Below are 17,324 nucleotides of genomic sequence, written 5' to 3' on the forward strand. Positions count from 1 at the left end.
TATATGGAAACTTTCTTAAATATTGTAGCTAAAGATATATATACTAAAATTGGAAACGATTTATCAAAAGTTGCGATTGTATTCCCAAATAAAAGAGCAAGTCTTTTTTTTAATGAGTTTTTAGCAGACCAAAGTGAGAACCCTATTTGGTCTCCAGCTTATTTAAGTATCAGTGAATTATTTCAGCAACTGTCTGTTTTAAAATTGGCCGATTCAGTAACTCTAGTATGTGAACTTTATAAAGTATTTATTGAAGAAACTAAAAGTTCTGAGACTTTAGATGAATTTTATTTTTGGGGTGAATTGCTTATCAGTGATTTTGATGATGCAGATAAAAACATGGTTGATACAGAGAAATTATTTTCTAATTTGCAAGAGTTAAAAAATATCATGTCAGGGTACGATTATCTTGATAAGGAACAGGAAGAAGCAATACAAGCATTTTTTCAGAATTTCTCAATTGAGCGTCGTACGCAATTGAAAGAAAAGTTTATTTCACTATGGGATAAGCTTGGAAATGTCTATAATCAATTTACTTGTAGCTTACGTACTGCAGGAATAGCATATGAGGGTCTGTTATACAGAGATGTCATTCAAACTATAAAATCCGAATCATTTAAGTATGATAAGTATGTTTTTGTTGGCTTTAATGTTTTAAATAAAGTTGAGAGTTCCTTGTTTGAAACTCTTCAAGCAGATAATAAAGCTATGTTCTATTGGGATTTTGATGTCTATTATACTCAGACTACTGGTTTTAAACACGAAGCTGGTGAGTTTATTAATAGGAATATCCAACGCTTTCAATCTGAACTGAAAGGTCAATATTTTGATAATTTGCGTAAGCCTAAAAATATTAAATTCATTTCGTCTCCTACTGAAAACGCTCAGGCACGTTTTTTGCCCGAATGGATTAGTGAGGTTTATTCCAATAATGAAAGAGAAAATGCTGTTGTATTGTGTAATGAGACATTATTATTGCCTGTTTTACATTCTATCCCAAAACATGTGAATAATTTAAATATCACGATGGGATTTCCATTATCACAAACACCTGTATATAGTTTTATTGATGCTCTTATTGATTTACAAATAATAGGTTACAAACACAAAGAAGGATGTTTTATTTATGATGCAGTGCTTGCTGTCTTAAAACATCCATATACGAGAATGCTTTCTGCTAATGCAAAAGATTTGGAAAGAAGTATATTAGAAAGAAATAAATTTTATCCTCTTCCTTCTGAATTAAGAAAAGATGAGATCTTAGATCTAATATTTACCCCTTGTTCTAATCTATATTCTTTGTGTCAATATTTAAAAGAATTAATATCTGTAGCAGCTTCTTTATACAGAGAAAAAGAGGGAAGTACTGATGATATATTCAACCAGCTGTATAGAGAATCTCTTTTTAAAAGTTATACCTCAATTAATCGTATAAGCAACCTAATAGAAAATGGTAAATTGGAGGTTCGGGTAGACACTTTCAGAAAACTAATTAACAAAATATTATCTTCCTTAAATATTCCTTTTCATGGAGAGCCTGTCATTGGAATGCAAATAATGGGAGTACTAGAAACTCGAAATCTAGATTTTAAAAATTTAATTATAATGTCATTAAACGAAGGACAATTGCCCAAATCTGGAGGTGATGCTTCTTTTATTCCTTATAATTTAAGAAAAGCTTTTGGAATGACAATAATAGAGCACAAAAATGCAGTTTATGCATACTATTTTTATCGATTGATCCAAAGAGCAGAAAATGTTACTTTATTATATAATAATTCTTCTGACAGCTTAAACAAAGGAGAATGGTCAAGATTTATGTTACAATTATTACTGGAATGGCCAAACGAAATAAAAAAAGAATATATTGAATCGGGGCAATCTCCACAAACGATTGAAAGTATTACTGTTAATAAAAGTCCCGATTTATTATTAGAACTGGAATATAAGTTTGACACATCATATAACAATAGTGCATTATTGTCTCCCTCAGCTCTAAACACATATCTTGATTGCCCACTGAAGTTTTATTATCAATACGTGGTTGGTTTGAATAGGCCCAATAAAGTCTCATCTGAAATTGACGCAGCACAATTTGGTAGTATATTTCATTTATCAGCACAAAAGACCTATGAATATCTTACTTCACGAGATGATTTGATCACAAAAGATATCCTTGAATCATTAATAAAGAAAGATGTCAAATTACAATCTTACGTAGACTTTGCTTTTAATAATATTTTATTTAAATCTAACGATGATTTGAAACCAGAATATAATGGACAACAACTTATTAATTCAAAAGTGATTGTTTCATATCTCAAACAGCTATTAAGAAATGATATACAATACGCTCCCTTTCAAATGATTGCCATGGAAAAATTTATATCAGAAGATTTTCCTATAATAATAAATGGTAAAAAGCTGAATTTAAGATTTGGAGGAATAATTGACCGAATAGACAGAAAAGAGGATATGTTGCGTATTGTTGATTACAAAACGGGAGGAACGCCTGAAACTCCAGCAAACCTAGAAGCGTTATTTACGCCTTCGAAGAAAAGACCGAGCCACATTTTTCAAACTTTTTTATATGCATCAATACAATGTAAAAAAGAATCTTTGAAAGTAGCTCCGTCATTACTTTATATTCATCATGCATCATCTGAAACATATTCTCCAATTATCGAGATAGGAGAACCAAGGAAAGCCAAGATTCCTGTTAGCGACTTCTCAATATATGAGGAAAAATTTAGAGATAGACTAAGCTTACTTATAAAAGAAATTTTCAATCCGGAAATACCTTTCACTCAAACCAAAGACATTGATTTTTGTGAATATTGTGATTTTAAGACTTTATGCAAGAAGTAATAAAATAGCCCGATCAAATGTCGCGGGCTATTTTATGTTTATTTTTTTAATGGTATTGAAAAACTGAATGTAGAACCTTTTCCTTTTTCTGATTCAAACCATAAATCTCCACTGTTTTTTTGAGCAAAGTCTTTGCAAAGAAGTAAACCTAATCCAGAGCCTTCCTCATTATTTGTACCAAATGTACTGAAGTGTGTATCAGTATGTAAGAGTTTCTTTTGCCCTTCTGAATCAATTCCACAGCCATAATCCTTCACACTGAGCACAGAGAACTCTTCTTTATCGGTTACAACTACAAGAATCTCTGATTTTTGATTACTAAACTTGATTGCATTACTCAGTAAATTACGAACAACTGTTTTAACCATGTCAATATCTCCATGGACAATTAATTTTTCAGGTGTTTCCAGTTTTATTGATATTTTTTTGGCGGCTGCAACCATGGAAAAAATTTCAATTACTCCTTGAGCAACCTCAACAATATCAAAATCTTGATATACAACTTTCATCCTACCTATTTGGCTTTTAGTCCACTTTAACAAGTTGTCAAGGAGAGAAAATACATCTTCTGTTGTTTGATTAGCCATTGTTAGCAATTCATACATCTCTTCTCCTATTTTTGAACTAGGTAAATTGAGGATAAGCATATTAAGAACCATTTTAATAGAACCGACGGGCGAACGAAGATCATGTGCAATAACTGAATATAATTTATCGCGACCAATAATAGTTTTTTGAAGTTCTTCTGTTTGTGCTAAAATAATTCTCTTTGCAGCAACTAATGATATCTGATGTGTTATACGAATTATAAGTTCTTCTTTATTAAAAGGTTTGGATATAAAATCATTACCACCTACTTGAAAGCCCTTTACGACATCTGTTGTTCCATTTAATGCGGTTAAAAATATTATGGGGATCTCTGATGTTTCAGTTTTTTGCTTTAATATTTGTGCTACCTCAAATCCATTCATTTCTGGCATCATCACATCTAGCAAGACTAAATCGGGACGGTCATTTTCAACAAGTTCAAGTGCTTGTTTGCCGCTGCTGGCAGTAATGACATTGAATTTTTCGTTTGTCAGTAATACCTTCAATAGCAAAACATTAGATGTTACATCATCTACAATAAGTATCTTATATTCAGACGGAGTTATTTTCATGGTATTGTAATTTTGCACTTTGTTAACTGTTCAAATTAGAATTGTGTAAACTACACTTCTACAAATTTAAACGTTTCTTTAAAATTAGCAAAACTCTATGTTACTTATTCTAGCTAAAAGAGTTATTTTAATAAAAAAAAACAAAATGCCTAGAATTGGACTTTATATAATCTTGTACAAAGCTATTATTCAATTAAAAAGGAGGAATGCTATTATAAATCTGCATTCCTCCTTTTTTGGGATTGAAAAAACTTATAGATTGATTATTTATATTCTTCCCAACTCTTAATTGCTATGTCATCTATGCTCATTGTGCAAAAAGCATTGATAAATGAACTTGCTAAACGTGCATTGGTTATAAGCGGAATATTCAAATCTATCGCAGCTCGCCTTATTTTATACCCATTATCAAGTTCTCCTGCTGTTAGATTTTTTGGAACATTAACAACCATGTCGAGTTCTTTTTTATGTAGCATATCAAGAGCTTGTGGCTTTCCTGACTCACTAGGCCAGTAGACTAATGTACTTTCAATATTATTTTCAGTAAGGTATTTATGTGTTCCTCCTGTCGCATATATTTTATATCCTTTGTTAGCCAAAAGTCTGGCCGCATCAATCATGTCTGCTTTTTGTTTCGGGGTTCCCGTTGATAACAGAATATTCTTTTTAGGTATTCTGTGCCCCACAGATAACATGGCTTGAAGTACTGCACTTGAAGTGTCAGACCCGATGCACCCTACTTCTCCTGTTGAAGCCATATCAACTCCCAAAACAGGGTCAGCTTTTTGCAAGCGGTTAAAGGAGAACTGAGAAGCCTTAATTCCAACATAATCAAGCTCAAATAAGTTTTTTGATGGTTTCTCAACAGGAAGACCCAACATAACTTTGGTAGCCAACTCTATGAAATTAATTTTCAAAACTTTACTTACAAATGGAAAGCTTCTAGATGCACGTAAATTGCATTCAATTACTTTAATATCATTTTCCTTAGCTAGAAATTGAATATTAAAAGGTCCAGAGATATTAAGCTCTTTAGCAATTTCCCGGCTGATACGTTTGATGCGTCTTACTGTTTCAACATATAGTTTTTGAGGAGGAAATTGAATAGTGGCGTCTCCACTATGTACACCAGCAAATTCGATATGCTCGCTGATTGCATAAGCTATTATCTCGCCATTTTTGGCTACAGCATCCATTTCCACCTCTTTGGCGTGTTCTATAAACTGACTTACAACAACGGGATGCTTTTTACTTACATTAGCGGCAAGTTTTAAAAACCGTTCGAGTTCTTCATCGTTTGAACAAACATTCATTGCAGCTCCAGATAGTACGTAAGAAGGCCTTACTAGCACAGGAAAACCAACTTCACCCACGAATGAATTAATATCTTCAAGTGAAGTTAATTCCCTCCAACGTGGTTGATCAACCCCTATACGGTCCAGCATAGCAGAGAATTTTTCTCTGTCTTCTGCATTATCAATGCTTGTGGCTGTTGTTCCAAGAATGTTGATTTTTTGTTCGTCCAATCGCATGGCTAGATTATTGGGTATCTGCCCTCCTGTAGAAACAATGACTCCATGAGGATTCTCTAATTCAAGAATATCCATTACTCTTTCAAAAGTCAACTCATCGAAGTAAAGTCTATCGCACATATCATAGTCCGTAGAAACGGTTTCCGGATTGTAGTTGATCATAACACTACGGAACCCTTCTTGACGGATTGTATTTAATGCTTGCACACCACACCAGTCAAATTCAACAGATGAGCCGATACGATAAGCACCTGATCCCAAAACTACTATTGATCTGTGATCGCCTAAGTATTTAACGTCATTAGTTACACCATTATACGTAAGATATAAATAATTAGTTTGTGCAGGATATTCAGCTGCTAACGTATCTATTTGTTTAACAACAGGCACAATGCCAATGCTTTTTCTATAATTTCTGACAGAAAGTATTCCTTCTTCCATATCACCGTCAAAACCTATAGCACGAGCTATTTGGAAATCAGAAAATCCTTGTTTCTTGGCTTTCATCAGAAGATCAGATGAAAGAGATGCTATTTGTTTGTTATTATTCCCCCATTTATTTAATTCTTTCGAAGTCTGATAGATATTCATCAATTTATCAAGGAACCACTTATCTATTTTGGTAAGCTCGCGAATTTGATCAATGGTATATCCGGCTCTAAATGCTTCTGATATCACAAAGATTCGTTTGTCTGTTGGCTCTCTTAAAGATTTGTCAATATCTTCAATTACCAATTCTTTATTACCAACGAATCCATGCATACCTTGTCCAATCATTCGAAGACCTTTTTGAATGGCTTCCTCAAATGTTCTACCAATAGCCATTACTTCACCTACTGATTTCATTGAAGAGCCCAATTCTCTATCAACACCATGAAATTTACCTAAATCCCAGCGAGGTATCTTACAGACTACATAATCAAGTGCAGGTTCAAAGAAAGCTGATGTGGTTTTAGTTACTGAATTTTTAAGATCAAAAAGACCGTAACCCAATCCTAATTTGGCAGCGACAAAAGCTAATGGGTAACCTGTTGCTTTAGATGCTAAAGCAGAAGAACGGCTCAATCTTGCATTTACTTCAATGACGCGATAATCTTCCGATTCAGGATCAAAAGCGTATTGTACATTACATTCACCAACAATTCCAATGTGACGAATAATACGAATAGCCAATTCGCGCAATTTGTGATATTCGGCATTAGTTAATGTCTGTGATGGAGCGATTACTATAGATTCTCCTGTATGAATACCCAATGGGTCAAAGTTCTCCATGTTACAAACTGTAATACAGTTATCATAACAGTCTCTTACTACTTCGTATTCAACTTCCTTCCAACCTTTAAGACTTTTCTCTACTAATACTTGAGGAGAAAATGAAAATGCCTTTTCAGCAATTTTATCGAGTTCTTCTTCATTATCACAGAATCCGGATCCTAATCCTCCTAAAGCATAAGCAGCACGAATGATAACCGGATAACCTAATTCCTTAGCAGCTCTTCGAGCATCGGGTATATTCTTTACGGCTTCACTCTTAATAGTCTTAACATTAATCTCATCGAGCTTTCTAACAAAGAGTTCACGATCTTCAGTATCTATAATTGCTTGTACAGGAGTACCTAGCACTTCTAAATCATATTTTTCAAGTACGCCTGATTTATAAAGTTCCACTCCACAATTTAATGCTGTCTGTCCACCAAAAGCAAGTAAAACTCCTTGCGGCTTTTCTTTCTGAATGACCTTTTCTACAAAGTAAGGAGTGACAGGTAAAAAGTATATTTGATCAGCTACGCCTTCACTCGTTTGTACGGTTGCTATGTTAGGATTAATAAGAATAGTCTCAATTCCTTCTTCTTTTAAGGCTTTTAAGGCTTGCGAGCCTGAATAATCAAACTCACCGGCTTCTCCAATTTTAAGGGCACCAGAACCTAGCAGCAAAACTTTCTTTATATCTTTTCTCATTATTCTGTTATTTTAGAAGTGCAACGAACTCATCAAATAAAAATTCCGTATCAGTCGGTCCACTGGCCGCCTCTGGATGGAACTGTGCAGAGAACCAAGGGTTCTTTTTATGTTTGATACCCTCATTTGATCCATCATTCATATTTATAAACAATGGTTCCCAATCAGTAGTTAAGGTATTGTTATCAACTGCGTAACCATGATTCTGGCTTGTGATGAAACAACGATTAGTACCTACCATTCTCACAGGTTGATTGTGACTTCTATGTCCATATTTTAATTTATAAATTGATGCTCCTCCCGCTTTTGATAGCAATTGATTTCCCATGCATATACCGAAAATAGGTAAGTTTTGGTTTTGCATTGCTTTTCTGATATTTTGAACAGCAGCATCACATGTATCTGGATCACCAGGACCGTTACTGATAAACAATCCGTCATATTGAAGATTTGTAAAATCATAGTTCCATGGAACTCTGATAACTTCAACATCACGTTTAAGTAAACATCTAATTATATTTGTTTTTACTCCACAGTCTACAAGTACTACTTTTTTCTTATCAGTTCCTTCGTTATATCTGATAATCTCTTTACATGAAACTTGATCGACGTAGTTAACACCACTATAAGTTGCTTCGATTGTATTCTCCGCATCGTCATCAAAGATGATTTTGCCCATCATAACGCCATGTTCTCTTAATGCTTTAGTTAGCTCACGAGTATCAATACCGGTAATGCCTGGTACTTTTTCGCGTTTAAGCCAGTCTGCTAAACTTTCTTTAGCGTTCCAGTGACTATATTCATAAGAATAATCACTAACAATAATTGCTTCAGCATGAATTCTTTCACTTTCCATCAAAGTGGCTAATCCGTTTGATTCAAAAGTAAACGGCGGAACTCCATAGTTACCCACTAACGGATAAGTGAGAGTCATAAGCTGTCCGGCATAAGAAGGATCTGTTAAACTCTCCGGATAGCCTGTCATAGCAGTGTTAAAGACAACCTCACCAGCTACCGGCTTTTCATAACCAAACGACTTGCCGTGAAAACAGCTCCCGTCGTCAAGGATTAATGTTACTTTTCTTTGTTGCATTGCAGTCACTCTATCTATATACTAAATTATAGCTTAAACATTAAAATTGATAAACTTGTTCTATATAATCAATAAAGGCTTGGTTTACTAACTTCACTCCTCCTGGAGTGGGATAATCTCCTGTAAAGTACCAATCACCTTTGTGATTCGGACAAGCTTCATGTAGTCCTTCAATATGTTGGTATACAATCTCAACTTTGGCCTTAGTCCCTTTGGGAGTTAGCAATTCTACCATTTTTTCAGATATCTCTTCGTCAGTGAATGGAGCATATATATCTTTCACATAGTTAACCATTTTTTCTTTTTCTACGTTAACTTGTTCTTTTGCTTTGTTATAAGCTCGTTCAATAACGTCTCTCATTTCTCTTTCCTTAAGCAGCTCAATTGCAGCTCTAAATGCAATAAATTCATTCATTCTAGCCATATCAATACCATAATAATCAGGATATCGTACTTGGGGAGAAGAAGATACTATTATTATTTTTTTGGGATGTAAACGATCTAATATACCAATAATACTTTGTTTGAGCGTAGTTCCTCGAACAATACTGTCGTCTATGACTACTAAATTATCTTCGTACGGTTTTAAGCTTCCATAGGTAATGTCGTATACGTGAGCTGCTAAGTCATTTCTACTATTACCTTCAGCTATAAAAGTTCTAAGTTTAATATCTTTAATGGCCACCTTTTCGCTCCTAATCCTCATAGAAAGAATTTTTTCTAGTTCGTCATGATTGGGTTTATGACCTAATTCTTCAATACGTTTAACCTTTTGTTCATTGAGATAATTATCAAAACCTTCCAATAAACCATAAAAAGCTACCTCAGCAGTATTTGGGATAAATGAGAACACAGTGTGTTCTATATCGTAATTGATAGTTTTAAGAATTGGATCAACTAATTTTTCACCCAGTCTTTTTCTCTCTTTGTAAATATCAATATCACTACCACGAGAAAAATAAATTCTTTCAAAAGAGCAAGGTTTAATATTTTTAGGAGTGTTGATTTGCGTTAAGCGCATCTTGCCGGCTTTATTCCAAATTGCAGCTTCACCAGGCTTTAATTCTTTAATAGATTCAGCAGGAACATTAAATGCCGTTTGAATAACAGGGCGTTCTGAAGCTAATACTGCGATTTCATCATCCATATACCAAAAGGCCGGACGTATACCCCAAGGATCCCTGACCGCAAATGCTTCTCCACTTCCTGTGATACCGCATACCACATATCCCCCATCCCACTCTTTTGTAGATGTTTTAAGTACATTTGACAAATCGATTTTCTCTTCTATTTGATGGGTAATTTCCATACCCTGCAATCCTTCATCTTCACATTCACGATACAGACGTTCAACCTCTCTGTCTAATCTATGCCCCACCTGCTCAAGCATAATGTAAGTATCTGAATACTTTCTTGGATGCTGTCCGATAGTTGTTATTTTAGTAAAAATCTCATCAACATTGGTCATATTAAAATTACCACATAATGCCAGATTTTTTGCTCTCCAGTTATTCCTTCTTAAGAAAGGGTGTACATAAGTAATACCCGATTTTCCAGTCGTGCTATATCTCAAATGCCCCATGTACACTTCACCGGCAAATGGTAAGCAACACTTGGCGAAATTGACATCAGATAATCGATCAGATGGTGCTTCTTTAAAGTAATTTTGTATGTTACCAAAAATTTCAGTAATGGCTCCGGAACCTAAGGCACGTTCACGGAACATATATTCCTCACCTGGATTGGCTTGAAGTTTAACACAAGCTAAGCCGGCCCCTTCTTGTCCACGATTATGTTGTTTTTCCATTAATAAGTATAACTTATTAAGTGCATACATCCACGTACCATACTTTTTCTGATAGTACTCCAAAGGTTTGAGTAAACGAATCATGGCTACGCCACATTCATGTTTCAATTCTTCCATCTTAATATTTAAAAAACAATATTATTCTACTGTAACAGATTTAGCTAAATTACGAGGTTGATCAACATCCATACCTTTACAAACGGCTATATGATAGGCCAATAATTGCAATGGTACTGTTGTTATCAACGGATCAAGGCATTCTATAGTTTCCGGTAATTCAATACAATAATCTGCTATATTGCTTATGTATGTATCGCCTTCGGTTACTAAAGCAATTACTTTTCCTTTTCTTGCTTTTATTTCTTGAATATTACTCAGTACTTTCTCATAAAGTCCATTATGTGTTGCTATTACAACAACTGGCATTTCAGCATCTATCAAAGCTATCGGACCATGTTTCATTTCGGCAGCGGGATACCCTTCTGCATGAATGTATGAAATCTCTTTTAACTTCAGTGCCCCTTCTAGAGCTACCGGGTAACTGTAGCCACGACCTAAATAGATAAAGTTATGAGCATAAGTAAATATTTTAGAGAGCTCGGCTATCTTAGAATTTAATTCCAGTACCTTTTTCATCTTTTCCGGAATCATATTTAACTCTTTTACTATGCTCAAAAAATCATTTTGAGTTATCGTACCTTTTTCTTTTGCAAGAGTTAAAGCTAACATAGTGAGTACTGTAACTTGTCCGGTAAATGCTTTTGTGGACGCAACACCTATTTCTGGTCCTACATGGATATATGAACCTGTATGTGTTGCACGAGGAATAGAAGATCCTACAGCATTGCAAATTCCATAAATAAAAGCTCCTTTACTTTTTGCTAGTTCTATAGCAGCTAATGTATCAGCTGTTTCTCCAGATTGTGATATGGCTATAATTACATCATCAGAATTGATAACCGGATCACGATATCTAAATTCGGAAGCATATTCTACCTCAACAGGGATGCGACAGAAACTTTCAATTAAATGCTTGCCTATTAAACCAGCATGCCAAGAAGTACCGCAAGCAACTATAATAAAACGTTTCGCATTCAATAACTTCTCTTTGTAATCAATAACTGCCGATAGAACAACATTTGAACCTTCAATATTAATACGTCCTCTCATGCAATCGTGAATACAACCGGGTTGCTCCACAATTTCTTTTAGCATAAAATGAGGATAACCTCCTTTTTCCAATTGCCCCAAGTTTAGCTTAACGCTTTTTACTTGGTGTAACATTTCTACATTATTCAGATTTACAATTTTTAAATCCTTATGACGTCTAATTAAAGCTATTTCCTCATCTTCCAAATAAACTACTTTGTCCGTGTATTCAACTATTGGAGTTGCATCAGACGCTAAAAAAAACTCATCCTGACCAATTCCTACAACCAAAGGGCTACTTTTACGGGCTGCAATAATTTCGTCAGGATGATTTTTCTCTAAAACAGCAATAGCATAAGCGCCAATAACTTCCCCTAGCGCAAGTTGAACTGCAGATAGTAAATCTAAATTATTTGATATTTTAATATATTCAATTAGTTGGACTAATACTTCCGTATCCGTGCTGCTTTTGAATGAATATCCTTTTTCTTGTAGTTTTTCTTTTAGTGAAGCATAGTTTTCAATGATGCCGTTATGGATGAGTGCTAAGTTTTCGGAAGAAGAATAATGAGGATGAGCATTTTCAGAACAAGGCTCCCCATGAGTAGCCCAACGCGTATGGGCAATACCAATATTACCAGAAATGTCTTTTTGAACAACAAAATTTTCGAGATCACTGACTTTACCTTTCGTTTTATATACGTTTAAATCTTGATTCTCGTTTATCAATGCTACCCCGGCACTGTCATAACCTCTATATTCCAGCCTTTTTAATCCTTTTATAAGAATTGGGTAGGCATCTTTATTTCCAATATAGCCTACGATTCCGCACATATTATTATATCATGTATTTGTTTCGCATGCAAAGATACACATTATAATGACATAAATATCACAAGTCTCTATAAATATTTGACATAAACGCCAAAATTCCGGCAAATGATTATCAGAAGAATATATATGCATAAGTTTTTTATTTAGTATCAAAAGTAATATTTTGTAATTAAAAACAATATATTTGTTTTAAAATGAAAGATAAATAGATTTATTAATAATGGAATGAAATTAGCAATATGTAAACTGGAAAATAGTGCGTCATTAAAATGATATAATAAGAATCATATTGAAATCAAAACACTATATTTGCAGAACAAATTGACAGTATCAGTAGGTATAAAACAATATTAAGTTATAATGCATGAAAGAAAAAGAACTTTTTAACAACGAAACAAAAGCCGATTCATTCCAACAACATTTTAGTCAGACAGGATTATATGATCCTTCCAATGAGCATGATGCCTGTGGTGTTGGTATGCTGGTAAATATTCATGGAAACAAATCACATGAGTTAGTGGAGTCAGCACTAAAAGTATTAGAGAACATGCGTCATAGAGGCGCGGAAGGTGCTGATAATAAGACAGGTGACGGTGCGGGAATTATGTTGCAAATTCCTCATGAGTTTATACTGCTTCAAGGAATTCCAGTCCCTGAAAAGGGAAAGTATGGAACCGGATTACTGTTTTTACCAAAAGATTCTCAATCTCAAGCCTATATTTTAAGTGTTATTATTGAGGAAATAGAGAAAGAAGGATTAACGCTTATGCATTTAAGAAATGTACCAACAAATTCAACAATTTTGGGACATGATGCTTTAAGCCGCGAGCCAGAGATTAAACAGATATTTGTGACCGGATTTAGTGATTCGGATACGGCTGATATACAATTATATGTAATCCGCAAGAAGATTGAAAATAGGATATTGGCCTCCGAGTGTAATAATAAAGAGGACTTTTACATTGTATCTCTTTCAACTAAAAATATTATTTATAAAGGAATGTTGTCTTCGCTCCAATTGAGAAGTTACTTTCCTGATCTTACAAATAATTATTTCACTAGCGGTTTAGCATTAGTACATTCTAGGTTCAGTACAAATACCTTCCCTACTTGGAGCTTGGCACAGCCATTCAGATTGCTAGCTCACAATGGTGAAATTAATACTATAAGGGGTAATAGGGCTTGGATGGAAGCACGCGAAACAGTATTATCCTCTCCGGCTTTAGGTGAAATCAAAAACATTCATCCGATTATTCAAAAGAATATGAGTGATAGTGCTTCTCTGGATAATGTTTTGGAATTCCTTGTCATGTCTGGATTAACATTACCACATGCAATGGCAATGTTAGTACCAGAATCCTTTAATGAAAAGAACCCAATTAGTGAAGATCTTAAAGCTTTTTATGAATATCATTCCATCTTGATGGAACCTTGGGACGGTCCGGCAGCTTTGCTGTTCAGCGACGGGAGGTATGCTGGAGGTATGTTAGATCGTAATGGTCTTAGACCTGCCAGATACCTCATTACTCACAATGATATGATGGTGGTTGCTTCTGAAGTTGGAGTAATGGATTTTGAGCCGGGCGACATCAAGGAAAAAGGGCGTTTGCAACCCGGGAAAATATTGATGGTTGATACTGAAAAAGGAAAAGTATACTATGATGGTGATTTAAAGCAAGACTTAGCTTTAGCCAAACCATATCGTGCGTGGCTATCTACCAACCGTATTGAACTTGATGAACTTAAAAGCGGTCGTAAGATTTCACATAAAGTTGATAATTACAACCAAATGTTGCACACATTTGGGTATTCAAAAGAAGATGTAGAAAAAATTATAGCTCCAATGAGTACCACAAGTGCCGAGCCTATAAATTCAATGGGTAACGATACTCCGCTTGCTGTATTATCTGACAAACCACAACTATTATATAATTACTTTAGGCAGCAGTTTGCGCAGGTAACTAATCCTCCTATTGATCCGATTAGGGAAGAGCTGGTAATGTCACTGACTGAATACATTGGAGCTGTTGGGATGAATATACTTACGCCTAATGAAAGTCACTGTAAGATGGTGCGTCTTAATCATCCGATATTGACAAATACGCAGTTGGATTTATTGTGTAACATCAGATATAAAGGATTTAATACGGTTAAACTTCCTATACTTTTTGAAGTAGAAAAAGGGAAAACTGGGTTGCAACAATCGTTAACTGATTTGTGTAAACTTGCAGAAAAATCTGTCTCTGAAGGAGTTAACTACATCATTTTGTCGGACAGAGACGTTGATGAAAAGCATGCTGCAATACCTTCGTTATTAGCTGTCAGTGCGGTTCATCACCATCTAATCTCTGTAGGGAAACGTGTACAGACTGCTTTGATAGTTGAATCGGGAGAGATACGTGAAGTAATGCACGCAGCACTTCTGCTAGGATTTGGTGCTAGCGCACTAAATCCATATATGGCATTTGCTGTTTTGGATAATCTTGTAGCAAAGAAAGAAATTCAACTAGACTATGCAACAGCGGAAAAAAATTATATCAAAGCGATATGCAAAGGTTTACTGAAGGTTATTAGTAAGATGGGCATCAGCACGATACGTTCCTATCGTGGAGCTAAGATTTTTGAAGCGGTTGGATTGAGTGCAGAATTAAGTAATGCATACTTTGGCGGTATTAATTCAAGTATTAGCGGTATTGGATTGGAAGAAATTGCTAAAGATGCGATTGCTTTTCATCAGGATGGATTTGCTAATGAAAATATTGACGGATTACTTATCAATAAGGGTATTTATGCATATAGAAAAGATGGGGAGCAGCATGCATGGAATCCTGAAACAATAAGTACATTGCAACTTGCAACAAGATTGGGAAGCTATAAAAAATTCAAAGAGTTTTCTTCTTTGGTTGATGGTAAGGATTCTCCTATTTTCTTGAGAGATTTTTTTGAATACAAACGTAGTCCCATTAGTATTGATCAGGTTGAGCCCGCCGAGAATATCATGAGACGGTTCGTAACTGGTGCTATGTCATACGGCTCTATTAGCAGAGAAGCTCATGAAGCAATGGCCATAGCCATGAACAAAATACATGGTCGTAGCAATACGGGAGAAGGTGGTGAAGATGCTGCCAGATTTATTCCTCGTGAAGATGGAACAAGTCTTCGCAGTGCTATCAAACAGGTTGCTTCCGGACGATTTGGTGTGACCACAGAATATTTAGTTAATGCAGATGAAATCCAAATTAAGATAGCACAAGGAGCTAAGCCTGGTGAAGGCGGACAATTACCAGGATATAAAGTTGATCAAGTTATTGCTAAGACACGCCATAGCATACCTGGTATATCACTTATATCTCCTCCACCTCACCACGATATATACTCTATAGAAGATTTAGCACAGCTTATTTTTGATTTGAAAAATGTAAATCCGAACGCAAAAATAAGTGTCAAATTGGTTGCTGAAACTGGAGTTGGAACTATTGCAGCTGGTGTCGCAAAAGCTAAGGCAGATCTCATTGTGATTTCAGGAGCAGAAGGTGGAACAGGTGCTTCTCCTGCATCTTCCATTAAATATGCAGGTATATCACCGGAATTAGGCTTAAGCGAAACTCAACAAACTTTGGTATTGAACAGTTTAAGAGGACAAGTTAAGCTACAAGTTGATGGTCAGATAAAAACTGGTCGTGACATTGTCATAATGGCTATGTTAGGAGCCGAAGAATTTGGTTTTGCTACTTCTGCATTAATTGTGTTAGGTTGCGTCATGATGCGTAAATGCCACATGAATACTTGTCCTGTTGGTGTTGCAACCCAAGATGTAGAACTAAGAAAAAGATTTTTGGGACGTAGCGAATACCTAGTTAATTTCTTTACTTTCTTAGCAGAGGAAGTTAGAGAACATCTTGCCGAAATGGGATTCACTAAGCTCGATGACATAGTAGGACGTACGGATTTGATTAACAGAAAATCGGAGAATAAAACTGAAAAGCATGCTTTGCTTGACTTCTCAAAAGTTTTATTCAGAATAAATAACGATGCAGCTTTAAGACACATTATCAACCAAGATCACGGAGTAGATCAGGTGAAAGATGTTGCCATCATTCAAGCAGCTAAAGCGGCCATTGAGGATAACAAAGAAATATCTTTGGAGTATACAATTGCCAATACAGATCGTGCTGTCGGAGCAATGCTCTCTGGTACTATTGCCACTAAAAACGGTGAAAAAGGACTACCGGAACATACCTTAAATATTAAGTTTAAAGGTTCTGCCGGACAAAGTTTCGGAGCTTTCCTTGTTCCCGGAGTCAATTTCAAATTGGAAGGAGAAGCTAACGACTATTTAGGCAAAGGGCTTAGTGGTGGTCGCATAGCAGTTTTACCACCTGTTCGAAGCAACTTTGATGCCGAAAAGAATACCATTGCAGGTAACACTCTTTTGTATGGGGCTACTTCTGGAGAAGTTTATATTAATGGCAAGGTGGGCGAACGTTTTGCAGTACGTAATTCTGGGGCAATAGCCGTTGTTGAAGGAGCAGGTGACCATTGTTGCGAATACATGACTGGTGGTCGTGTGGTAGTATTGGGAAGTACCGGAAAGAATTTTGCTGCAGGTATGAGCGGTGGTGTTGCTTATGTATGGAACAAAGATGGCAATTTTGACTTTTTCTGTAACATGGAGATGGTTGAACTATCGTTGATTGAGGAAGCTAGTTACCGGAAAGAATTACATGAATTAATTCGTCAACATTATCTCTATACTGGTTCTAAGTTGGCTAGAACAATGCTTGATGACTGGAATAAATATGTAGACCAATTCATTCAGGTAGTGCCAATTGAATACAAAAAAGTTCTGCAAGAAGAGCAAATGCAGAAATTGCAGCAGAAAATTGCCGATATGCAGAGAGATTATTAAAACAAATCACCAC

General features: G+C 35.4%; 7 protein-coding genes. 2 read left to right on the forward strand and 5 right to left on the reverse strand.

Annotated elements, in window-relative coordinates; all coding sequences use genetic code 11:
• Positions 1-3 precede the first annotated feature (3 nt).
• Positions 4-2,868, forward strand: a complete 2,865-nt coding sequence (locus C511_RS0113875) for a PD-(D/E)XK nuclease family protein (protein WP_027318299.1) — start codon at positions 4-6, stop codon at positions 2,866-2,868.
• Positions 2,869-2,906: 38 nt separating this feature from the next.
• Here the strand turns inward: C511_RS0113875 and C511_RS0113880 are convergent, their stop codons facing one another.
• The 5 genes from C511_RS0113880 to glmS form a co-directional block, all read right to left on the reverse strand.
• Complete coding sequence (locus C511_RS0113880) at positions 2,907-4,028, reverse strand: ATP-binding response regulator (RefSeq protein ID WP_034782530.1); 1,122 nt, start codon at positions 4,026-4,028, stop codon at positions 2,907-2,909.
• A 263-nt stretch (positions 4,029-4,291) separates the two neighbouring features.
• Positions 4,292-7,519 (reverse strand): carbamoyl-phosphate synthase (glutamine-hydrolyzing) large subunit, encoded by a 3,228-nt coding sequence (carB, locus tag C511_RS0113885; RefSeq protein ID WP_024995608.1) that lies wholly within the window; start codon positions 7,517-7,519, stop codon positions 4,292-4,294.
• Positions 7,520-7,526: 7 nt separating this feature from the next.
• Positions 7,527-8,612 carry a glutamine-hydrolyzing carbamoyl-phosphate synthase small subunit gene (carA, locus tag C511_RS0113890; RefSeq protein ID WP_034782536.1) on the reverse strand — a complete coding sequence of 362 codons (1,086 nt, stop codon included), beginning with the start codon at positions 8,610-8,612 and terminating at the stop codon, positions 7,527-7,529.
• Positions 8,613-8,652: 40 nt separating this feature from the next.
• Positions 8,653-10,536, reverse strand: coding sequence for an amidophosphoribosyltransferase (locus tag C511_RS0113895; protein ID WP_024995610.1), 1,884 nt, complete (start codon positions 10,534-10,536; stop codon positions 8,653-8,655).
• A 21-nt stretch (positions 10,537-10,557) separates the two neighbouring features.
• The gene (gene glmS, locus C511_RS0113900; RefSeq protein ID WP_024995611.1) at positions 10,558-12,402 is read right to left on the reverse strand and encodes a glutamine--fructose-6-phosphate transaminase (isomerizing); all 1,845 of its coding nucleotides are present in this window, start codon (positions 12,400-12,402) and stop codon (positions 10,558-10,560) included.
• Positions 12,403-12,766: 364 nt separating this feature from the next.
• On the opposite strand from glmS, the gene gltB reads away from it, so the two are divergent.
• Entirely contained in the window at positions 12,767-17,311 is a 4,545-nt protein-coding gene (gltB, locus tag C511_RS0113905; protein ID WP_027318302.1) for a glutamate synthase large subunit, read from the forward strand.
• Positions 17,312-17,324: the final 13 nt, after the last annotated feature.

Origin of the sequence: Bacteroides graminisolvens DSM 19988 = JCM 15093, assembly GCF_000428125.1 — a bacterium.
Lineage (GTDB): Bacteria > Bacteroidota > Bacteroidia > Bacteroidales > Bacteroidaceae > Bacteroides > Bacteroides graminisolvens.

Bases quoted from the DNA above. Each gene is read 5' to 3' on its own strand.
- C511_RS0113880 (WP_034782530.1), bottom strand. From the start codon at position 4,028: ATGAAAATAACTCCGTCTGAATATAAGATACTTATTGTAGATGATGTA.
- carB (WP_024995608.1), bottom strand. From the start codon at position 7,519: ATGAGAAAAGATATAAAGAAAGTTTTGCTGCTAGGTTCTGGTGCCCTT.
- gltB (WP_027318302.1), top strand. From the start codon at position 12,767: ATGAAAGAAAAAGAACTTTTTAACAACGAAACAAAAGCCGATTCATTC.
- carA (WP_034782536.1), bottom strand. From the start codon at position 8,612: ATGCAACAAAGAAAAGTAACATTAATCCTTGACGACGGGAGCTGTTTT.
- C511_RS0113895 (WP_024995610.1), bottom strand. From the start codon at position 10,536: ATGGAAGAATTGAAACATGAATGTGGCGTAGCCATGATTCGTTTACTC.
- C511_RS0113875 (WP_027318299.1), top strand. From the start codon at position 4: ATGGAAACTTTCTTAAATATTGTAGCTAAAGATATATATACTAAAATT.
- glmS (WP_024995611.1), bottom strand. From the start codon at position 12,402: ATGTGCGGAATCGTAGGCTATATTGGAAATAAAGATGCCTACCCAATT.